The organism is Timonella senegalensis JC301, assembly GCF_000312125.1.
GTDB classification, from domain to species: Bacteria; Actinomycetota; Actinomycetes; order Actinomycetales; family Cellulomonadaceae; genus Timonella; species Timonella senegalensis.
Genome location: NZ_HE978642.1, coordinates 36,650 through 57,132 on the forward strand (window position 1 = coordinate 36,650; position 20,483 = coordinate 57,132).

The 20,483-nt window shown below is 61.9% G+C and carries 17 protein-coding genes and 3 pseudogenes; 10 read left to right on the forward strand and 10 right to left on the reverse strand.

Translation table 11 applies throughout. From position 1 onward, the window contains the following. Nucleotides 1–578 (reverse strand): IclR family transcriptional regulator (locus HGSM_RS04700; RefSeq protein ID WP_019147591.1); only part of this gene is annotated, 578 nt, incomplete at its 3' end. A 106-nt stretch (nucleotides 579–684) separates the two neighbouring features. On the opposite strand from HGSM_RS04700, the gene leuC reads away from it, so the two are divergent. From leuC to HGSM_RS04730, 6 genes are all read left to right on the forward strand, one after another. After that, nucleotides 685–2,100: a 3-isopropylmalate dehydratase large subunit gene (gene leuC / locus HGSM_RS04705; protein ID WP_019147592.1), complete on the forward strand. Its 1,416-nt coding sequence runs from the start codon at nucleotides 685–687 to the stop codon at nucleotides 2,098–2,100. Between the two features lie 30 nt (nucleotides 2,101–2,130). Beyond that, a complete protein-coding gene (gene leuD, locus HGSM_RS04710; RefSeq protein ID WP_019147593.1) occupies nucleotides 2,131–2,781 on the forward strand; it encodes a 3-isopropylmalate dehydratase small subunit in 651 nt (216 codons plus the stop codon). A 253-nt stretch (nucleotides 2,782–3,034) separates the two neighbouring features. After that, entirely contained in the window at nucleotides 3,035–3,847 is an 813-nt protein-coding gene (locus tag HGSM_RS04715; protein ID WP_040594663.1) for a TrmH family RNA methyltransferase, read from the forward strand. A 321-nt stretch (nucleotides 3,848–4,168) separates the two neighbouring features. Further along, nucleotides 4,169–5,485: a UDP-N-acetylglucosamine 1-carboxyvinyltransferase gene (gene murA, locus HGSM_RS04720; RefSeq protein WP_019147595.1), complete on the forward strand. Its 1,317-nt coding sequence runs from the start codon at nucleotides 4,169–4,171 to the stop codon at nucleotides 5,483–5,485. Between the two features lie 125 nt (nucleotides 5,486–5,610). Further along, nucleotides 5,611–6,360 (forward strand): lysophospholipid acyltransferase family protein, encoded by a 750-nt coding sequence (locus HGSM_RS04725; protein WP_019147596.1) that lies wholly within the window; start codon nucleotides 5,611–5,613, stop codon nucleotides 6,358–6,360. 162 nt (nucleotides 6,361–6,522) lie between these two features. Beyond that, nucleotides 6,523–7,533: an NAD(P)H-dependent glycerol-3-phosphate dehydrogenase gene (locus HGSM_RS04730; protein ID WP_019147597.1), complete on the forward strand. Its 1,011-nt coding sequence runs from the start codon at nucleotides 6,523–6,525 to the stop codon at nucleotides 7,531–7,533. A gap of 55 nt (nucleotides 7,534–7,588) precedes the next feature. On the opposite strand, the gene HGSM_RS14795 is transcribed toward HGSM_RS04730, so the two are convergent. Continuing rightward, nucleotides 7,589–7,852, reverse strand: a complete 264-nt coding sequence (locus tag HGSM_RS14795) for a transposase (RefSeq protein ID WP_019147598.1) — start codon at nucleotides 7,850–7,852, stop codon at nucleotides 7,589–7,591. After that, entirely contained in the window at nucleotides 7,852–8,121 is a 270-nt protein-coding gene (locus HGSM_RS14800) for a hypothetical protein (protein WP_019147599.1), read from the reverse strand. Before HGSM_RS14800 ends, HGSM_RS14795 begins: the two co-directional genes overlap by 1 nt. 352 nt (nucleotides 8,122–8,473) lie before the next feature. On the opposite strand from HGSM_RS14800, the pseudogene HGSM_RS04745 reads away from it, so the two are divergent. Continuing rightward, nucleotides 8,474–9,836, forward strand: a pseudogene (locus HGSM_RS04745) (ISL3 family transposase). Nucleotides 9,837–10,005: 169 nt separating this feature from the next. Next, entirely contained in the window at nucleotides 10,006–10,632 is a 627-nt protein-coding gene (locus tag HGSM_RS14360) for a hypothetical protein (RefSeq protein WP_154646250.1), read from the forward strand. Between the two features lie 84 nt (nucleotides 10,633–10,716). Here HGSM_RS14360 and HGSM_RS13630 read toward each other — a convergent pair whose 3' ends face one another. The 5 genes and pseudogenes from HGSM_RS13630 to HGSM_RS04765 all read right to left on the reverse strand — a co-directional run bounded on the left by HGSM_RS13630 (nucleotide 10,717) and on the right by HGSM_RS04765 (nucleotide 14,461). Continuing rightward, entirely contained in the window at nucleotides 10,717–11,292 is a 576-nt protein-coding gene (locus HGSM_RS13630; protein ID WP_019147602.1) for a hypothetical protein, read from the reverse strand. Between the two features lie 342 nt (nucleotides 11,293–11,634). Continuing rightward, nucleotides 11,635–12,153, reverse strand: a complete 519-nt coding sequence (locus tag HGSM_RS15075) for a tyrosine-type recombinase/integrase (protein WP_407635107.1) — start codon at nucleotides 12,151–12,153, stop codon at nucleotides 11,635–11,637. Then, nucleotides 12,111–12,263 (reverse strand): annotated as a pseudogene (locus HGSM_RS14810) (ISL3 family transposase); the annotation flags it as partial. The gene HGSM_RS15075 and the pseudogene HGSM_RS14810, both read right to left, overlap by 43 nt. A gap of 104 nt (nucleotides 12,264–12,367) precedes the next feature. Beyond that, entirely contained in the window at nucleotides 12,368–12,808 is a 441-nt protein-coding gene (locus tag HGSM_RS04760; protein ID WP_019147604.1) for a hypothetical protein, read from the reverse strand. Between the two features lie 420 nt (nucleotides 12,809–13,228). Then, nucleotides 13,229–14,461, reverse strand: a complete 1,233-nt coding sequence (locus tag HGSM_RS04765) for a trans-sulfuration enzyme family protein (RefSeq protein WP_019147605.1) — start codon at nucleotides 14,459–14,461, stop codon at nucleotides 13,229–13,231. A 42-nt stretch (nucleotides 14,462–14,503) separates the two neighbouring features. Between HGSM_RS04765 and HGSM_RS04770 the strand changes: the two genes are divergently transcribed. After that, the gene (locus HGSM_RS04770) at nucleotides 14,504–15,664 is read left to right on the forward strand and encodes a D-alanine--D-alanine ligase family protein (protein WP_019147606.1); all 1,161 of its coding nucleotides are present in this window, start codon (nucleotides 14,504–14,506) and stop codon (nucleotides 15,662–15,664) included. A gap of 186 nt (nucleotides 15,665–15,850) precedes the next feature. Here HGSM_RS04770 and aceB read toward each other — a convergent pair whose 3' ends face one another. Continuing rightward, nucleotides 15,851–17,479, reverse strand: a complete 1,629-nt coding sequence (gene aceB / locus HGSM_RS04775; RefSeq protein ID WP_019147607.1) for a malate synthase A — start codon at nucleotides 17,477–17,479, stop codon at nucleotides 15,851–15,853. A 60-nt stretch (nucleotides 17,480–17,539) separates the two neighbouring features. After that, the gene (gene aceA, locus HGSM_RS04780; RefSeq protein WP_019147608.1) at nucleotides 17,540–18,841 is read right to left on the reverse strand and encodes an isocitrate lyase; all 1,302 of its coding nucleotides are present in this window, start codon (nucleotides 18,839–18,841) and stop codon (nucleotides 17,540–17,542) included. 105 nt (nucleotides 18,842–18,946) lie between these two features. Between aceA and HGSM_RS04785 the strand changes: the two are divergent. Continuing rightward, nucleotides 18,947–20,466: pseudogene (locus tag HGSM_RS04785) on the forward strand (helix-turn-helix domain-containing protein). Nucleotides 20,467–20,483: the final 17 nt, after the last annotated feature.

Sequence of the window (20,483 nt, forward strand, 5' to 3'; positions counted from 1 at the left end):
CCGCGAACCGGTGCGGATACGGAGGCCACGCCCACTTCACGTTCGGATACCGACTGTGCCCAACCGCGGCGGCGAACGCCGGAGAGGATGGTCGCGGTGAACTTGGAGCCCTGGAGTCCGCGGTGCAAACGGTCAGGTTCCTCCCACGCGAGTAGGATTTGAGCAGCGGAACCTGCCTGCATTGTGAGGGTCGCGCCAACTGGGATCGAGTCGCGTAGGCCGACCGGACGCTCAGCTGCGGCAACGCAAATGCGCTGGTCGCCTTGGCGGCGGTACAGTTGCGCGCTCTCGCCAGTGTGGTCACGGAGTGCTGCGAGAACTGGGTTTGCTGCGGCGAGCAGGCGGTCTTCACCTGCTGCGGTGGCAAGCTCGTTCAGGCGTGGGCCGAGGATAAAGCGGCCCTGCATGTCACGGGTGACCAGACGGTGATGTTCTAGCGCAACTGCCAGACGGTGCGCGGTTGGCCGTGCAAGGTGGGTTGCTGCAACAAGCTGTGCAAGGGTGGCAGGACCCGCCTCGAGAGCGCCGAGAACTGCCGCTGCCTTATCGAGTACGCCGACTCCACTAGAATTGTCCATGTATTGATATTGCAGTCTCAAGTGGCGAGAATGCAAGTAGACTCTCCGATTAGGAACAACCAACATCGCTGCGACTACCAGATTCGCGGTTGAGAGAGGATAAATCATGGCCGGCACATTGGCTGAGAAGGTATGGGATGCACACCTCGTGCGTAGTGGCACGGATGGTTCACCCGACCTCCTTTACATTGACCTCCACCTCGTACACGAGGTCACCTCCCCACAGGCATTCGAGGGGCTACGCCTTGCGGGACGCCAAGTGCGTCGCCCAGACCTCACCATCGCTACCGAGGACCACAACACTCCGACGCTCAACATTGACCGTCCGATTGCTGACCTGACCTCGCGCACCCAGATCGACACCCTGCGTAACAACGCCAAGGAGTTCGGCATCCGCATCCACTCACTGGGTGACGCCGACCAGGGCATCGTGCACGTTGTTGGTCCACAGCTCGGTTTGACCATGCCCGGCCTGACCGTTGTGTGCGGCGACTCCCACACCTCGACCCACGGCGCATTCGGTGCACTCGCGTTTGGTATCGGAACCTCAGAGGTTGAGCACGTTCTGGCTACCCAGACGCTCCCACTGCAGCCGTTCAAGACCATGGCGATCAACATCAACGGAGACCTTCCAGAGGGATCGACCGCCAAGGACATCATCCTCGCGATCATCGCGAAGATCGGAACCGGTGGCGGACAGGGCTACGTGCTCGAGTACCGCGGCGAGGCTATCCGCAAGCTGTCCATGGAAGGTCGCATGACCATCTGCAACATGTCGATCGAGGCTGGCGCACGTGCGGGAATGATCGCACCTGACCAGACCACCTTTGACTACCTGCAGGGCCGCCCACACGCACCTGAGGGTGCAGACTGGGATGCCGCAGTTGAGTACTGGTCCACCCTCAAGACCGACGACGACGCCGTATTTGACGCTGTTGTTGACCTCGAGGCCAAGGACATCGAGCCATTCGTTACCTGGGGAACCAACCCAGGACAGGGCCTCCCACTCTCAGCTAACGTCCCGGTTCCTTCCGAGATCGCTGACGAGAACGACCGCGTGGCCGCCGAGCGCGCGATCGAGTACATGGGCCTGACCCCTGGCGCGCCACTTCGCGACATCAAGGTCGACACCGTGTTCATCGGCTCGTGCACCAACGGCCGCATCGAGGACCTCCGCGCTGTAGTGGACGTCATCAAGGGCCAGAAGAAGCACGATGACGTCCGCGTCCTGGTGGTTCCAGGCTCCGCACGCGTTCGCCTCCAGGCAGAGGCCGAGGGCCTCGACGCTGTGTTCAAGGAGTTCGGTGCAGAGTGGCGTAACGCCGGCTGTTCCATGTGCCTCGGCATGAACCCTGACCAGCTCAAGCCGGGGGAGCGCGCAGCGTCCACCTCGAACCGTAACTTTGAGGGTCGCCAGGGTAAGGGCGGACGCACGCACCTCGTGTCCCCACTCGTGGCTGCTGCAACGGCGATCCGCGGAACGCTGTCCTCGCCAGCCGACCTCGCACTCGTTAACGCCTGAGCCTCACCGCCGGAAAAGAGAAGCAAAATCATGGAAAAGTTCATCAAGCACACCGGTGTGGGCGTTCCGCTGCGTCGCTCAAACGTTGACACCGACCAGATCATCCCAGCCGTCTACCTCAAGCGCGTCACGCGCACGGGCTTTGAGGACGCACTGTTCTCGGCATGGCGTAACGACCCAGAGTTCGTACTGAACCAGGACGCATACAAGTCCGGTTCCGTACTCGTTGCAGGTCCTGACTTTGGTACAGGTTCCTCGCGTGAGCACGCTGTGTGGGCGCTCAAGGACTACGGCTTCCGCGTGGTCCTGTCCTCCCGCTTTGCGGACATCTTCCGCGGCAACTCGGGCAAGCAGGGCCTCGTGGCCGGCATCGTTGCTCCAGAGGACATCGAGCTCCTGTGGAAGGTCCTCGAGACCAACCCAGGCACCGAGGTCTCCGTTGACCTCGAGACTCGCACCGCATCCGCTGGTGACGTCACCGTTCAGTTCCAGATCGATGACTACACCCGCTGGCGCCTCATGGAGGGCCTCGACGACATCGGACTGACGCTTCAGAACGAGGGCGACATCACCGAGTTCGAGGCACACCGCGCATCGTGGCGTCCGCTGACTCTGCCAGCAAAGCACGAGCCAAACGTTCACATTGAGGCAGCCCGCCCAGTTGAAGGTGCGGACGCGTAAGTTACACCCACTCACAAGCAAGGAAGCCCGACTCACGCCTTACGGCGAGGGTCGGGCTTCTTTTGCCCTAAGTCCCCTCTTGGCCCACCAACTGCGCCCATCAACACCACCAACTGCGCCCATCAACACCACCAACTGCGTCCGTCACCACCACCCGCGGCACGCGGCTTCGACCCAACCACCCTGCACGGCTAAAATTGGCCGAGGACATTACCTGGCAGCCGATCAGGACAGCCAAACTAGGAGGAGCGGCGTGAGCCATTTCAGGATTTCGGTGAGGAACGCTCGTTTCCAGCAGTTGGAGGCGATCCTCAACAACCGCACCAAGCGCACGCGCGCCGGTGAGTTCCTTGTGCAGGGGGTCCGCCCGATCACTCTCGCGGTGGAGCAGGGTTGGAAGATCCGCACGCTCATCTTTGCGGCGGACCAGAAGCTCTCCCAGTGGGCTCGTGAGCTCCTGACCATGGACGCCGAGACGATCGCGATGTCGTCCGAGCTCATGGCGGAGCTGAGCGGCAAGGACGAGGGCGCCACGGAGATGCTGGCTGTGGTGGAGATGCCGCAGGACGACCTCGCGCGCATTCCCGTGGACTCGGACTTCCTCGGCCTCGTATTTGACCGCCCTACTCAGCCGGGCAACGTGGGCACGATCATCCGATCCGCAGACGCGCTCGGTGCTGCGGGCCTGATCGTTTCGGGCCACGGGGCCGACCCTTATGACCAGAAGGCAGTGCGCGCCTCGACCGGTTCGATCTTCTCGCTGCCCACCGTGCGGGAGAACTCGGTGGAGACCGTGATGGCGTGGGTGGCGGAGCAGCGCGCAGCGGGCGTGCCCATTGTGGTAGCCGCGACTGACGAGCACGGTGAGACCCCCGTGTGGGACTTCGATTTCACCCAGCCCGTTTTGGTGCTGGTGGGCAACGAAACCAACGGCCTTTCCAAGGCCTGGCGCGAGGCTGCTGACGTGACGTTGAGCATCCCGATGGCGGGTGCCGCAAGTTCGCTGAACGCTGGAAACGCGGCTACTTTGCTCATGTATGAGGCCCTGCGCCAGCGCACCCGTTAGTCGAACGTCACATGGGCAGAACGCCCCGCCGCAGGCGGCGGAGCTGCACTGCATGATTATCGACGATATGGCTGGGTTTCTTTCACAGATCCTCGTTTCCTCGGTAAACTTTTGGCAGGCGTCTCATGTCCTTGGCGGTGCGGTACCGGCGGGGTACGAGAACCACATGAGGCGAATCTCTCACGGTGCGCAGGTCTTGCCACGCGTAGAGTTGGGCTGCACGGAATGCCCTCACCCATGTTTGTGTTCATACGGAGAAGGCATTGGGAGCGGCGTGAGTCGATCCACACCATCGGCCACGAGATAGGCGACGATTTACACATGACAGATTTGATCTACGTCAACGGCGGTATCCCGCTCGACGGAACCATCACAGTGCGCGGTGCAAAGAACTTTGTGTCTAAAGCAATGGTTGCTGCACTTCTCGGGGAGACCCCTTCCGAACTGCGCAACATTCCTGACATCCGTGATGTTCACGTTGTCTCGGGCCTCCTTGAGCTTCACGGTGTGAAGGTGAAGTGGGACGTTGAGAAGGGTGTCCTAAACCTGGACCCAAGCAACGTTGAGTCTGCACACGTCGCCGACATCGATGCGCACGCTGGAGCTAGCCGCATTCCGATTCTCTTCTGTGGCCCGCTGCTTCACCGCCTGGGGGAAGCCTTCATCCCTGACCTCGGTGGTTGCCGCATCGGCGACCGCCCCATTGACTTTCATCTGAGCATCCTCCGCCAGTTCGGCGCTGTTGTGGACAAGCGTCCAAATGGCATCTTCCTGTCGGCGCCAAACGGCCTCAAGGGTGCCAAGATCGAGCTCCCTTATCCTTCGGTTGGTGCAACTGAGCAGCTCCTCCTCACCGCCGTCCGTGCGGAGGGCATCACCGAGCTCTCCAACGCCGCGATCGAGCCAGAGATCATGGACCTGATCAATGTCCTGCAGAAGATGGGCGCTATCATCACGGTCCGCACAGACCGCGTGATCCAGATCGAGGGCGTGGCCAAGCTTGAGGGCTACTCGCACACCGCTCTGGCTGACCGCATTGAGGCCGCTTCGTGGGCCTCGGCTGCGCTTGCTACCCACGGCGACATCTTTGTTAAGGGCGCTACCCAGCCCGAGATGACTGCCTTCCTCAACACCTTCCGCAAGGTCGGCGGCGAGTTCGAGGTCCGTGACGACGGCATCCGATTCTTCCACCCAGGTGGCGAACTCAAGTCGATCGTCCTTGAAACGGACGTTCACCCAGGCTTCATGACGGACTGGCAGCAGCCACTCGTTGTCGCCCTGACTCAGGCCAAGGGACTGTCGATCGTCCACGAGACGGTCTACGAGAACCGCTTCGGCTTCACCGACGCTCTGAACGGCATGGGCGCTCAGATCCAGGTATACAAGGAGTGCCTCGGCGGCACCGAGTGCCGCTTCGGCCAGCGCAACTTCAAGCACTCTGCAGTCATCGCGGGCCCAACCCCGCTCAAGGCGGCGGACATTGTGGTTCCTGACCTGCGTGGTGGCTTCTCGCACCTCATCGCAGCGCTCGCCGCCGACGGTCGTTCCTCGGTGCGCGGCATCCAGCTGATCGACCGCGGCTACGAGAACTTCCGCGGCAAGCTCGAGGCTCTCGGCGCAAAGTTTGAGATGGCCTGATCCACTTGCACGCCCTGCACGTTGAAGGCGCGCCCACTCGGAAACCATTCCGAGTGGGCGCGCTTTCGTTGTCATGGGTTTGTCAGCCCGCCAAGGGCTGGCGCAGTTCGCGGTAACCTAGTGCGGTGAACACTCCCGAAAATCCCGCAGCTTCGGATCTCGTCATCGAGAACGCGACGCCCGGTAAGAACGCTTGGTTTCGCGTAGCCGCCGCGATTGTGCGTCCCACCATGAACGTGCTTGGCAGGCTCAAGTGGTATGGCCAGGAGAACCTGCCCAAAGAGGGCGGGATCATTGTTGCAGCGAACCATGCCTCCCTGATCGATCCGCTGATGATGGCGCATTACCTCTACGTCAATGGCCGTCCTCCGCGCGTTTTGGCCAAGGAATCGCTGTTCCGTGTTCCAGTGCTCGGCTTCCTCTTGCGTAAACTCGCGATGATTCCCGTGTTCCGTGGTTCTGCTCGCGCTAAGGAGAGCCTTGAGGTTGCAGACATGCGTCTAGCACAGGGTTTTTGCATCGCGGTCTACCCGGAGGGGACGCTGACTAAGGACCCTAACGGCTGGCCTATGCAGGGACACACGGGAGTCGCTCGTATGGCGCTCGCCACCAAGGCTCCGGTCATCCCGCTCGGGCAGTGGGGTCAACTCGATCTGCTTCCGCGAGGTGCAAAGATGCTCAAACTGTTCCCGCGCAAGACCCTGATTGTTGAGGCAGGTACGCCGGTTGACCTTTCGGACCTCTATGACAAGGAAATCGACTCCGCCCTCCTGCGCGAGGCCACGGACCGCATCATGCGGGCTATCACCGAGATCGTGGCGAAGCATCGAGGCGAGGAGCCTCCGGTCACGTTTTATGTCCCCTCGAAGTCTTAGTTCCGCGTCCCGTTGGCTAGTGGCCGCCGGCTAGTTGCCTCCAGCTATTAGCCACTCGCTGGCAGCCATTCCGTCCAACGGTCCGCGTACCCACACTCGCACACCTTGTGCGGTGTCCTGGCCTCAGCCAGAAAGCAGTAAGTAAGCAGTAAGGAAGTTCTTATGAAGTCGGCAGTTCTCGGAATGGGTGCGTGGGGCACCACGTTCGCCCAGGTCCTCGCGGACGCTGGGGGAGAGGTGACGATCTGGGGCCGCGATCAGGAGACTGCGTCCGAGATCAACTCTGCGCACACGAACAGCAAGCGCCTTGCCGGCGTGGACCTGCACCCTGCCATTCGTGCGACCACGGACGCTCAGGAGGCACTTGATGGCGCCGAACTGGTCATCGTTGCGATTCCGTCCCAGTCAGCGCGCCAGATTCTCGCGCCGATCGCCCCACTCGTGGGCCCGGATGCGATCGCGGTGTCCCTCATGAAGGGTGTCGAACTCGGCACGGACCAGCGCATGAGCGAAGTCCTGTGCGAGGCGCTGAATCTCCCGCTCGATCGCGTCGTGGTGGTCTCCGGACCGAACCTCGCGGCCGAAATCGCTGCCAAGCAGCCCACTGCCACGGTGGTTTCGGGTGTCAACGCCGACAACGTTGCCAAGGTGGCCGCGGCGAGCTCGAACTCGTACTTCCGCCCGTACACCAACCACGACCTCGTGGGTGTGGAGCTGTGCGGAGCCGTCAAGAACGTCATCGCGGTGGCTGTGGGTATGGCCCAGGGCAAGGGCTTTGGCCACAACACCACGGCGACCATCATCACGCGCGGCCTCGCTGAGATCACCCGACTGGGCCTGAAGCTCGGCGCGGAACTTGAGACCTTCCAGGGGCTCGCGGGCATGGGCGACCTCATCGCCACGTGCGCGTCGCCGCTGTCCCGCAACCACACGCTGGGTAAGCACATCGGCCAGGGCCTGACCCTTGACCAGGCGGTCGCCGAGACCGGCGGAACCGCCGAGGGCGCCAAGTCCTGCCGCTCCGTGGCCGCGCTCGCGCAGCACCAGGGCGTCGAAATGCCCATCACGAACGCAGTGGTTGCCGTCCTGTATGACGGCTTGCCCGTCGACGAGATGACCCGTCGCTTGCTGTCCCGCCCCCAGAAGGCTGAGGGCGCGCAGTACGGCCTGTGACGCGTGCGATCCCCGTACCCCGACTGATAATCGACGAAACTGGGTTCTTCGCGTTTTACAGTGTGTTGATCCGGTCCTGTAACTGGCCTGAGTGGGTCAGTGACTTCAAGATGTAGTGGTCCTGATTCTTGAATCCCAGAGTGATCCCGCGCAGGTGCGCCAGGTGTCCATTGATCGCCTCAACCGGCCTGTAGGACGCACCGATGTCGAAGTAGGCGAGGAAGTCGGTCCGCCGGCGCCACAGAGTCCGACCAAAGTGTGCCAACTCCTCCAGTCCTGCAGGCTGGACCTTGCGCAGCGTGTCGACCACCCTGCTCATCAGCTTCTTACCCCGTGCCCGGGCCGGGTGCCCGTACGCGTAGATCGTTCCTGGTAGAACGCCCAGGTGTCCGGCAGGTCGACGAGTCGACGCCGGATGTGGTCCCGCTTCACCCCGGGCATCGCGCAGTCCGGGCAGGTGTCGGCCACGTCCACTGGGTCGGCGTTGATGATGGTGAGGGTGCCTGCGTCGGCGGCGTCGGTGATCGTCAGGCCGAGTTCTGCGGTGCGGCAGATGGTGTCGGCTACGAGGTTGCCAGTAGTGTGCACGTTAGGGTCCTGGTTTGGTCAGATGACGGCTTCGCACCTCTCATCTTGTACCGGCCAAGGCCTCTGTATGTTGTGCCATCCCGAATCCCCATCACGGCGCAACTGCACACTCCCAAACGCGAAGACCCCATTATTCACAAGAGCTCAGCCTTACCGTCGAAAAGAATTGATTGGTGGATTGCACACCGCAACCATTGCCCAGACAAAACAAATTCGAGATAACCGTTTCAGGAAGAAACTGGCTCTTCGTGAACGAGGGTGTAGTCGGTTGAGCATGTTGGCGGCCGGGTAGGGGCCGAGGTCTCCCGGATGATGGAAGTTCTTCACGCTTGCCATCCCGAAAGACCTCGACTTGCTCCACCCTACGTTCGCGATCCCTGACCTGACCACGTTCTGCCGCCTCGACGAGCTCGGGCTCGTCGCCGTCGGCCAACTGCTTGAGACCGATCGGGCGGTGCTAGAGTGCCGCGTCGTCGAGGACGACCCATGGTGCCGCAAGTGCGGCGCCGAAGGCGTGCCGCGGGACACGGTGATGCGTCGGCTCGCGCAAGAGCCGTTCGGGCACCGGCCGACGACGCTGCTGGTGCGGGTGCGCCGGTACCGGTGCGCGCACTGCCGGCGCACGTGGCGGCAGGACATGACGCGGGCGGCTGCGCCGAGGGCGAAGATCTCCCGCGGTGGTCTGGAGTGGGCGCTGCGGGGCATCGTCGTCGACCATCTCACCGTCACCCGCGTCGCCGCCGGTCTCGGGGTGTCCTGGAGCGCCGCGAACGCCGCCGTCCTCGCCGAAAGCAAGCGACGCCTGATCGACGACCCGGCGAGGTTCGACGGGGTGACCACGATCGGTGTCGACGACTCCCCGCACGCTGCGCTCTCGATGGGGGCCCAGTGTCTGGCGTCACACGAGGTTCGGCGAAAAGTATGTGACCGTGATCATCGACCTCACCCCGGCCCGCGAGAAGACCGGGCCGGCCAGGTTGCTGGACATGGCCGAGGGCCGCTCGAAGGCGGTTTTCAAGCAGTGGCTCGCCGCGCGGCCGGAGGAGTGGTCGAAGGCGATCGAGGTAGTCGCGATGGTCCCCCACGCGTGGGAGGTGCCCCCAGGGTTCACGGGGTTCAAGACCGCCGCCGCCGAAGAACTCCCCGACGCCGTCCCGGTCATGGATCCCTTCCACGTTGTCCGCCTCGCCGGCGACGCGTTGGACCAGTGCCGCAGGCGCGTTCAGCAGGACCTGTTCGGCCGCCGCGGGATGAAGAACGACCCTCTCTACAAGGCGCGCGGCACCCTGCACACCGGCGCGGACCTGCTCACCGACCGACAACGCATTCGGCTGGACGCGGTGTTCGGCTGCGAGGAGCACGTCAAGGTCGAAGCGACCTGGGGCATCTACCAGCGCATCGTCGCCGCCTACCGTGAACCCGACAAGAAGAAGGCCAAGGAGATGATGCAGGCCGTGATCACCGCGATCACCACCGGGGTCCCCGCCGCACTCGTCGAGATCCGCAAGCTCGGCCGCACCATGACGCAGCGCGCCGCGGACATCGTCGCGTTCTTCGACCGGCCCGGCACCAGCAACGGGCCGACGGAAGCGATCAACGGTCGGCTCGAGCACCTCCGCGGCTCCGCGCTCGGCTTCCAGAACCCCACCCACTACATCGCGCGCAGCTTGCTCGAAGCCGGAGGCTTCAGACCCGCGCTGCACCCTCAATCGTGAAGAGCCAAGAAACTGCTTACAGGCGCCAAAAACACTCGATCTCAGTTCCCAAAGATGGGAACGCTCCCAACACTTTTCTGGGACCCTAGTCTTAGGATTGCAGCTTGCCCCATGAAAGACTAGCCACCGCTAGGAGATGCAACCATCAACTGAATCAAGGTTAGGACCAATGAAGATCCTGAGAACCATAATCCCATTGACAGTAGCTTTTTCACTGTCATTAACAACCGCATCAGCATTGCCCGTGACTCACAATTCCAGCAGCGATGAACCAGAGCCAACAACAGTTTCATTCGAACAAGCATTTGGCCTCTCCCCCGACGAGATCATCGAAGTAGAGCCTGGCGAAGAGTTTAGCCTGGGAGAAGCCGTCAAATACGAGGAAAAGACCGGTAGAGCCGGTTTGACGGGTTCGATCGTTGTAGCAACGGTTACCTGTACCGGTTCATACGACTATCCACATCCGAGCACATACTCCAGCAAACAGACCATCAATGCGCACTTGGTGGTTATTTGCAAGGGGACGGGCGGGTATGAAAGGAAGACTACACTCCGCATTCAGACTCGAATGACTGATGGAACTCGACTCGGCCTAGTAAACACCGAAAACTCACTCTACGGCTCCGCCCGCAAAGGTGGAGATCTGAAGTGCACATACAGTCCCGCTGCCTATCGAGCAATAGGAACCGCTGCAATTACGTTCCCGGTTGGCTTTACACCGGCCTATGGGAACTTCGGTATCAAGAGTGCGGTCAAATCGTTTAAGCACAACGGCAAGGAGTGCGCGGCATACTGATTCCGACATAGGCACTGTCTCGTAGTGAGGACGACTGTGGCGGCGAGGACCAGCTGGATCCTCGTCGCCATCTTGGTTACGGAGCTAGGGAATCATCTGGTCACTCAAAGGCCAGTCGAATGCGTCCAGGTTCTTGGCAGCAATAAGGCTATCGGCCAGCTCATCATTGCACCCAATAATTGTGACTGCAGTGTCCGGAGTGGACGCCATAAGCCACGATCGATCTCTCGCCCATAGGAAACTGAGTTCTACTATGTGAGAAGCGCTCCAACGGCTGGAGACCGTACTAAATAGCGATTCTCCGAGTTCCCCGTTAAAGAGAATGTATCTGAGGTCTCCGTCATACTTCACTCCTTCAGGATTGATTAGTTTCTGAAAATTCTCTCCGTGCAAGAACCCGGCATATACCGCCAGGGAACAAGCGAATCTGCTACCTAGCACGGAGAGGAAAACACGCTCTAGTTCCCTTTCCCGCATTTCGCCGAGGCGTTCGTCGTCTGAATTTGGTGCCCGGAATGGAAACCCGCCGTCGTCTTTGATTTCGCTGCCCGGATGAAGAAGAACGATTGTTCTCGCATACTCGCTGCCCAACTCTACGGGGCTGCGTCTCGCAATCGCTCGGAAGAATAACTCATTCTCGGAGTCGATCCTCGTTATCATAGAGCCATTTCCCTTCGATTGGATCTAGTCATGAAAAGCAATCGACTTGGCGCGAACTTAGAGCACTGCTGTCTTAGAAGGAGATCCGAATAGCGGGTTCCTTCTGAAGGATACATAAGTTGTGATTGAAGGTCCAGAGACTTCACGTGGATACTCGTCTATTTCCCTTTTCGGGCTCTTAGCAATCAAGGGTGTATGTGGGGTCTGAATCCTCCGGCTTCGAGTAGCGATCTCGCGATGGTATGTCGACCTCGGGGTTATGTTGACCGGCTTGGTCGGCGCCCTGTTCTGGCGGGGTGGGCGCCTGAGACGGTCAACATAACCGTGTGGGGCTCACCGGTCCTAGAGGAACGCGATGAGAGCATCCGAGGCTCGGTAGCGAACTGGCGGTCGCTCATCGACTGCAGGGACGCGTTCCAGGGTCCGGCGTTTGAGTTCGAGGTCGGCATGGAAGTAGATCTGCGTGGTCTGGATGTTCGCGTGCCCGTGCCAGAGCGCGATGTTCGCGGTGTCGATCCCAGCGTGCAGCAGACTCATCGCGCAGGTGTGCCGCAGCGTGTGCGGTGTGACGTTCTTCCGGCCAGCGAAGAACACCGTCCGCACGCGGTAGCAGCGTGACGGGCGATGAACTTGCCGTCGGTGTCCCACAGCAGATCTAGTCGTTGTTTCTGCCGCTTGGTGAGGTAGTCGGTCCTGGTCAACAGGGCCCGGCGGTGCTTGTACAGTGGATCGTCCTTGTTCCCGCCCTCCGGTGGTTTCACGCTGCAGGTGTTGCCGACATCCGGTAAGTTTCTCGGCGGACAGGTAGACGACATGGAACGGTTCACCCGGTCGGTCAACTTGGCTCCATCGTCGGCGCATGGCAGGGAGATCTGAAAGATCTTCCTGGCGCAGGTGGGGTTGGTGCAGGTGAAGCGAGGGACTCGGACGTGCAGGCGGGTGGGGGACCCCACCACCGGCAGGTCGAAGAGTTCGTTCGCGAGTACCTGCGCAACGTGTACCGCCGGCACCGCGCCGCTGCACCGACCTTGTTTCGCGCGACCGCGAGGGCAAATGCAATGTGGCGGTCGGTCGATCAAGGATCAGGGGTTGCCGCCAGCGAGACACCGAATACCTCACTCGCACCCTGGCACATAGACAATCCCTTCGAGGGCAGCTGTCCCCGCAAAACTGCCTTACTGAACCAAGCCGTGTCGCCCATTTTGTAGGAAATGCCGCGATCGGACACCGCGTCCTGATTGATCGTTGCCGAGGGATTGGTTGCCGCTAAATACGTGGTCTCTTCTTCCTCGAGCACAGTGACGTAGAGACAGCCATCTTGCCCGACGGAGAATGAGCCATTGTAGAGCACAGCATCACTCATGATTGATGGATTTCGAACAACAGTCACTTCTGAACTGTGATCCACCCACATTGCTTCTGTATCGCCCCGCCCAGCCGGCATTATCGCCTTCCACGAAACAACTGCAGCGATAACCCCGACGATAGTCAGCAGCCCCGCAACCCCTAGCGCCATTCTCCGCCTACTTCGCTGCATGATTAATTTGTAAGAGCGAAGTAATTTGACCCAAGGGGAGTAAACAAGTCAGCGAGCGGTTTTGTTCGCAGCGGTCAAGAACACTAGGCATCGGGAATCCTCTGGTCACCCGCCTCGTCGCGGTAACGAGGATTCTAGCATATTTGACTTTCTGCTCGAACCGCGCTAACCGGCATTGTGTACGAGGAGACCAACTCAAGGTGCAGTCATCATCGATCCACCCGACATGCAGAACCGTGATGGCGTGGATTTGATGAAGGTTATCGACTTGTTGGACCGGCGAGTTGTGCTGAGAGCTCGGGAAGAGGCTGCCGCTGACCTACAGCAGAAACTCGCTTCGCGGAGTTCCTATTTCCGATCAGCGTGCGCAGCTTCCCTTGTGATTAGCGTTCGCAGCCCTCACAGCTGATCCAGAGCTCCTGCAAGGTCAGCCCACAGGTCCTCGACGTCCTCGATGCCGACGCTCATGCGAAGCAGGTTCTCGGGGACGGTCTGGGACTCGGTGGCGAAGCGGCGGCGCCGCTCGATTGTGGACTCGACCCCGCCGAGGCTGGTGGCCGGAGTCCAGACGTTGAGCGCGGCGATGACCTTGTCGGCCTCCTCGAGGCCGCCCACGGGCTCAAGGCCGATGATAGCGCCGAAACCGCCCATGAGTGCGGCGGCGCGCTCGTGCCCGGGATCGGTGGGTAGGCCGGGGAAACGCACTGCGGCGACCTTGGGGTGAGCCTCTAGGCGGCGGGCGAGTTCTAGGGCGTTCTCGCCGGCTGCACGAACACGCAGTGCGAGCGTGCGCAGGCCCCGAAGCGCGAGCCACACCTCAAACGGTCCGGCGATCGATCCATGCAAGGTCCGGTAGGCGCGCACGGTGTTCACCAGGTGTTCGGAGTTGGACACCACGATCCCGAGCACCACGTCCGAGTGCCCGGCGAGGTATTTGGTGGCAGAGTGCAGCACAAGGTCGGCTCCCATGGATAGGGGCCGCTGGAGCAGTGGCGTAGCAAACGTGTTGTCCACGGCCACGAGCGCGCCAGCGCTATGGGCCGCGTCGATGAGGGCGGGGAGGTCGGCGACCTCGAGCATGGGGTTGGTGGGGGACTCGATCAGGACTAGGTCGGCGCCCTCGAAGGCGGCGATGGTGGACTCGGTGTCGGCCACGTCGACCTTCTCCACCCGCACGTCATAACGCTCGGCAAGATCCTGGGCGAACCCAAGGGTCACCTGGTAGGCGTGGCGGGGGAGCACAACCTTGCCGCCCGCAGGCACGAATGAGAACACCGCCGCAATGGCTGCCATACCGGAACCAAACACGACGCCAGGGACAGCGGCCTGCTCCAGATCCGCCACCGCCTGCTCGAATGGTTGCCACGTTTCCGTGTCCATGCGGGTGTACATGAGCTCACCGGGAGCGGCAACACCCTGGGACACGTAGGTGGAAGACATGACGATCGGCGGATTCACGGGGGAGCCCTGGACCCGGTCCGGGCGGCCCGACGTCACCGCAACGGTGGCCGGCGCGAGGCCTGCGCCGTGGGGCGATTCGGGTTCCTTTGCACTGTCAGCGGACGCCTCACCTCCCCGCTGCGAATCCGAGGTCTGGGAAGGGTGTGTGAAATTTTGCGTATCGCCGGTCATAGTAATGAGATTAAGCCGGAAACTCCGGTAAAGTCTCACCCGATGAGTAACTTGTCCGCATCCCAGACACAGACCGAACAATCTGCCCCCGCACAGAGCCGCACAAGCGTAGTCGTGCTCTTCGGTGGGCGTTCCGGCGAACACCCAATTTCTTGCATCACGGCCAAGTCGGTGCTTGGTGCGATTGACCGTACCCGCTTCGACATCATCCCCGTGGGAATCACCCGCGGCGGTCAGTGGGTGCTGCTCGACCAGGACCTCACCGACGTGGTGACCGGCGAGGACGGCCTCCCATTTGTTCAGGACAACGGCACTGAGGTCATCCTTCCCCTCGCCATGGGTAGCAGCGAGCTGCGCGTAGTCCGGGACGGAAAGATCGAGTCCGTTGGCACCGTCGACGTAGTGTTCCCACTCGTCCACGGGCCATTCGGTGAGGACGGGACCCTGCAGGGCCTCCTCGACCTAGCGGATCTGCGCTATGTAGGACCCGGTGTGTTCGCCTCGGCGACAGGCATGGACAAGCACCACATGAAGGTTGTGCTCCAGGGCAACAACATCCCCGTGACCCCGTTCATCACCGTGCAGCCGGGAGAATGGCAGCGCTCGCGCGAGGAGATCGTGGCCAAGGTTGAGCAGCTGGGATACCCGGCTTTTGTGAAGCCAGCGCGTGCAGGCTCCTCGCTCGGAATCTCCCGCATCACGTCGGCCGACCAGCTGGACGAGGCGCTGACCTACGCACACAAGCACGACCCCAAGGTCCTGATCGAGGTCGGAATCGTGGGACGCGAGATCGAGTGCGCGGTACTGGGCGGAGGCGAGGGCAACCCGTCGCGTGCGTCGTACCCCGGAGAGATTGCGGTGTCCGGCGAGTCTGACCACGAGTTCTACGACTTCGAGGCCAAGTACTTGGACGAGGAAGCCGTGCAGTTGTCGTGCCCGGCCGACCTGCCTGAGGACGTCACCGAGTTGGTCCGCGACATTGCGGTACGCACGTTTGATGCTCTCGGCTGTGAGGGCCTGTCCCGCGTGGACGTGTTCGTCCAGGAGGATGGCAGCGTGATCGTGAACGAGATCAACACGATGCCTGGCTTTACGCCGGTGTCGATGTACCCACGCATGTGGGAGCGCACGGGCCTGCCCTACAGCGAACTTGTCACTGAGCTCATCGAGTTGGCGCTCGCGCGCCCAGCCGGACTGCGCTGACCTACGCGGCTTGGCTTGAGTCGCCGAACGTGGCGAGAACCGCCGAGCGTGGCGAGAGCCGCACGGCCAACCTCTTGCCATCAGACACGCTGAGCCACACAACTACATAGCCAGAACGTAAGAGCGGGTTGCACCCAGTGAAGGGTGCAACCCGCTATGCGTGTGCCGGCGTGGCCGGCGGGTGGACTAGGCGGACAGCGCCGGCTCCGGGTCGCGGAGGTAGCAGGTGTACGCCGGGATGGTGAGGAAGGTCGGATACTCCTCCTCGAGAGCCGAGACCTCGAAGATTTCGAGGGCATCGTCAAACCTATCTCCCTCGAAACGCTCGAGGCGAGAGAACTCTTCTGCGGTGATGCGGCGCGCCCAGGCGCGGGTCAGAGGCCGGCCTGTCTCGGTCTGAGTCTGGTGGTGGATCCACTGCCATACCTGGGATCGGGCGATCTCGGCGGTAGCCGCATCCTCCATGAGGTTGTGGATCGCAACAGCGCCGTTTCCGCGCAGCCACGACTCGATGTAGCGCAGGGCCACCTCGATGTTTCCTCGGATTCCGGCCTCGGTGACCTCGCCGTCCGTGGACTCGATGTTGAGCAGCCCGCGGTCGTCCGGGGTCACGTCCTCTCGGGTGCGTGCAATCTGGTTTGGGTTCTCCCCGAGCACGCCATCGAACACTGCGCGGGCAACGGGCACGAGGTCAGGGTGAGCTACCCAGGAGCCATCGAAGCCGTCGCAGGCCTCGCGGGTCTTGTCGGCGTTCACGCGCTCCATCGCGATCGCGTTTGCCTGCTCGTCCCTGCGGTTCGGGATGAACGCAGCCATGCCGCCGATTGCGCTCGCGCCACGGCGGTGGCACGCACGCACAAGCTGCTCGGTGTAGGTGCGCATGAACGGCTGGGTCATGGTGACCTGCGCGCGGTCCGGAAGCACAAACCGGGCTCCGCGGGAACGGAAGTTCTTGATCACGGAGAAGATGTAGTCCCAACGTCCAGCGTTGAGGCCGGCAGCGTGGTCGCGCAGCTCGTACAGGATCTCTTCCATCTCGAATGCTGCCGTGATGGTCTCAATGAGGACCGTTGCGCGGATGGTGCCCTGCTCGATGCCCAGGAGGTCCTGAGCCAGGATGAACACGTCATTCCACAGGCGTGCCTCGAGGTGGTTCTCCAGCTTTGGCAGGTAGAAGTACGGTCCGCGGCCCTGCGCAATGAGGTTCTTGGCATTGTGGAAGAAGTACAGGCCAAAGTCGAACAGCGCACCCGAGATAGGGCGGTCGCCAATCGTCATGTGGCGCTCCACCAGGTGCCAGCCGCGCGGACGAACCACGATCGTGGGCAGGTCGGTGAGCGTGGAACCAGTGAGGCGGTACTCCTTGCCCTCGGGCGACGTGAAGTCGATCGAGCGGGAGAGCACGTCACGCAGGTTCACCTGGCCGTTGATGACGTTCTCCCAGTTGGGGGTGGAGGAGTCCTCCATGTCGGCGAGCCACACCTTGGCGCCCGAGTTCAGGGCGTTGATCGTCATCTTGCGGTCAACGGGTCCCGTGATTTCCACACGGCGGTCCTCTAGGCCTGGGGCCAGGGGCGCAACACGCCACGAGGAGTCGTTGCGGATGTGCTCGGTCTCGGGGAGGAACCGGGGGTCGGCCCCGTTCGCGATCCGCTTGCGAGTGTCCTGGCGGGCGCGGAGAAGCTCAGCGCGACGCGACTCAAACGCTTGGTGGAGTGCGAGCAGAAACTCGAGTGCATCGTCGGTAAGAATTTCGGACTGGCGATCAATGGACGGAGCCGACATCGTGATGTCGGCGGTGGTGTAACCATTCATGGGGTGCTCCAAGGTGAGGGGCGGGTGCGGCTGCGTCAGCAGCCGCACCCAGGTGACGGATCAGTGGAATTGGCCGGCTTCAGTCGAACCAACCAGCGCCAGGGTGGAGGCGTTAGGGTTCAGCACGGTTGCAATGTCGTCGAAGTAGCCTGTACCCACCTCGCGCTGGTGCTTGGTTGCGGTGTATCCGCGGGATTCTGCAGCGAACTCGCGCTCCTGCAGCTCCACGTATGCCGACATGCCGTTCCGGGCGTATCCGTGAGCAAGGTCGAACATGGAGTAGTTGAGGGCGTGGAAGCCCGCAAGGGTGATGAACTGGAAGGTGAAGCCCATGGCCCCGAGCTCGCGCTGGAACTTGGCGATCTCTGCGTCGCCCAGGTGGCGCTTCCAGTTGAAGGATGGGGAGCAGTTGTATGCGAGCATCTGGTCTGGGAACTCTTCCTTGACCGACTCCGCAAAGCGGCGAGCGAGCTCGAGGTCAGGGGTTCCAGTCTCCATCCAGATGAGGTCGGAGTATGGGGCGTAGGCCTTGGCGCGGGCGATGCAAGGCTCGATGCCGTTGGTGACCTTGTAGAAGCCCTCCGCGGTGCGCTCTCCGGTGATGAACGGGCGGTCGCGCTCGTCCACGTCGGAGGTGATTAGGGTTGCTGCCTCGGCGTCGGTGCGGGCGATGATCACGGTTGGAGTTCCAGAAACGTCTGCTGCTAGGCGAGCCGCGCCTAGCGTGCGGATGTGCTGCTGGGTTGGGATGAGAACCTTGCCGCCAAGGTGTCCACACTTCTTCTCGGAAGCGAGCTGGTCCTCCCAGTGCACGCCGGAAGCGCCGGATGCGATCATCGAGCGCATGAGCTCGTAGGCGTTCAGTGGGCCACCAAAGCCAGCCTCTGCGTCAGCAATGATGGGAACCAACCAGTCCTCAACCGTGGAGATACCCTCGGAGAACTCGATCTGGTCTGCGCGCATGAGCGCGTTGTTGATGCGGCGCACAACGGCGGGAACCGAGTTAGCGGGGTAGAGCGACTGGTCTGGGTAGGTCTGCCCGGAGAGGTTGGCGTCCGCTGCAACCTGCCATCCGGACAGGTAGATTGCCTTAAGCCCAGCCTTGACCTGCTGCACGGCCTGGTTTCCGGTCAGTGCACCGAGCGCGTGGGTGTACTCGCCGGTCTTGGCCTGCTCGGTGAGCTGGTTCCAGAGCTTGTCAGCGCCGCGGCGAGCGAGCGTCTGCTCCTCAACAACGGTTCCCTGGAGCTTGATCACATCGGCAGCGGAGTGCTCACGGGTAGTGCCCGCCCAGCGGTGGTTGGTTGCCCAGTCAAGCTCAAGTGCCTCTGCGCGGCCAGCTGGAGTGGTCTGCTCGATCATGGTCTTCTCCTTTGAAGTGGTTCTGGTTCAGTTGCGAAAACTTCTTCGTGGAACCAACTCTTCAGCATTCCTACACACCAAACCAGAGGATTCCTCTAGAAAGAAATGCAGTTCTTCACCTATCATCAAGAAATGCAGACTCCAACGTGGTCCAAGCCACATCAGTCCTTGGATGCTGGCAATGCCGCCAGTTCGAACGAAGAAATCGACGTCATTTCGCTGGGCAGAAGAATCCGTCACCTGCGCAAACAGAAAAAGTTGACGCTTGATGACATGTCGGAGGCAGTTGGTGTGGCTCCGAGCCAGCTCTCTCTCATTGAGAACGGGAAGCGCGAGCCTAAGCTCTCGCTCCTGAGTAAACTCGCCGCAACTCTGGGCGTGACCATGGACGACCTCCTTGGCGCGGAGCCGATTTCGAAGCGCGCGGCACTGGAGATCGAACTCGAGCGCGCGCAGCGAGGACCGCTCTACCAGAGCCTCGCCCTACCTACGGTTCGCGTGAGTTCACGCCTGCCCATGGATGTGTTGGAGGCGCTCGTTGGGCTTCAACACGAGTTGGAGCGCCGGCTCGAGATGCAGGCGGCCACCCCGGAGGAGGCCCGGCGCGCCAACTCGATCCTGCGCATGGAGATGCGTGAGGTGAACAACTATTACCCGCACCTCGAGGAGGAAGCCTCCAAGGTCCTAGCTGCGGTGGGGTACTCGGGCGGACCACTATCCCACCATGTCGCAGCCGACATTGCTACTCACCTCGGCTTCTCGCTCCGGTTCGTTGGGGACCTGCCTCACTCCACGCGCAGCGTCACGGACCTCAAGAACCGGCGGATCTACCTCACGCAGAGCTCGGGGGATCACGACCCACGGGCGGTGCTCCTTCAGGCGATCGGCCACTACGTTCTGGGCCACGAAACCCCTACCACCTACTACGAGTTCCTGCGCCAGCGCGTGCACACCAACTACTTTGCCGCTGCGCTCCTCATGCCCGAAAAGGCTGCAACCCAGCAATTGCGGGAGGCCAAGGCGCGCAAGGAGCTCTCGCTTGAGGACCTTCGGGACGCATTCGCGGTGTCCTATGAGACGGCCGCCCACCGCTTCACCAACCTGGCCACGCAGCACCTGGACATCACCACGCACTTCCAGAAAGTGCACGAGTCCGGGATCATCCACAAGGCATACGAGAACGACGGCGTGAACTTCCCGCCGACCACACGGGCGCGATCGAGGGCCAGGCGGTGTGCCGCTACTGGACCAGCCGCGAGGTGTTCGACATCCCCGACAAGTTCCGTTCGTTCGAGCAGTACACGGACACGGTGGCAGGCACCTACTGGTGCACCGCCCGCACCGAGCGTCACTCGTCCGGCCTGTACTCCCTGTCCATCGGAGTTCCGTTCGCGCACGCCAAGTGGTTCCGCGGGCGCGATACGCCCGAGCGCTCCAAGTCGCAGTGCCCGGATCCGTCGTGCTGCCGTAAGCCACCACCCGACCTGTCGATGTCATGGGCGGGGCAGGCATGGCCCGCTGCCCGCGCGAACTCGCACCTGCTTGCCGCGATGCCCACGGGCGCGTTCCCTGGTGTGGATGAGACAGAGGTGTACAAGTTCTTGGCCATGCACTCCGAGGACTAGGAACACATACGCACAGA

Excerpts from the sequence above, each read along its gene's own strand:
- HGSM_RS04770 (WP_019147606.1), top strand. The coding sequence starts at position 14,504 with ATGAGTAACTTGTCCGCATCCCAGACACAGACCGAACAATCTGCCCCC.
- HGSM_RS04730 (WP_019147597.1), top strand. The coding sequence starts at position 6,523 with ATGAAGTCGGCAGTTCTCGGAATGGGTGCGTGGGGCACCACGTTCGCC.
- HGSM_RS14360 (WP_154646250.1), top strand. The coding sequence starts at position 10,006 with ATGAAGATCCTGAGAACCATAATCCCATTGACAGTAGCTTTTTCACTG.
- aceB (WP_019147607.1), bottom strand. The coding sequence starts at position 17,479 with ATGAATGGTTACACCACCGCCGACATCACGATGTCGGCTCCGTCCATT.
- HGSM_RS14795 (WP_019147598.1), bottom strand. The coding sequence starts at position 7,852 with ATGAGCAGGGTGGTCGACACGCTGCGCAAGGTCCAGCCTGCAGGACTG.
- leuC (WP_019147592.1), top strand. The coding sequence starts at position 685 with ATGGCCGGCACATTGGCTGAGAAGGTATGGGATGCACACCTCGTGCGT.
- HGSM_RS15075 (WP_407635107.1), bottom strand. The coding sequence starts at position 12,153 with ATGCGCCGACGATGGAGCCAAGTTGACCGACCGGGTGAACCGTTCCAT.
- leuD (WP_019147593.1), top strand. The coding sequence starts at position 2,131 with ATGGAAAAGTTCATCAAGCACACCGGTGTGGGCGTTCCGCTGCGTCGC.
- murA (WP_019147595.1), top strand. The coding sequence starts at position 4,169 with ATGACAGATTTGATCTACGTCAACGGCGGTATCCCGCTCGACGGAACC.
- HGSM_RS13630 (WP_019147602.1), bottom strand. The coding sequence starts at position 11,292 with ATGATAACGAGGATCGACTCCGAGAATGAGTTATTCTTCCGAGCGATT.
- aceA (WP_019147608.1), bottom strand. The coding sequence starts at position 18,841 with ATGATCGAGCAGACCACTCCAGCTGGCCGCGCAGAGGCACTTGAGCTT.
- HGSM_RS04765 (WP_019147605.1), bottom strand. The coding sequence starts at position 14,461 with ATGACCGGCGATACGCAAAATTTCACACACCCTTCCCAGACCTCGGAT.
- HGSM_RS04760 (WP_019147604.1), bottom strand. The coding sequence starts at position 12,808 with ATGGCGCTAGGGGTTGCGGGGCTGCTGACTATCGTCGGGGTTATCGCT.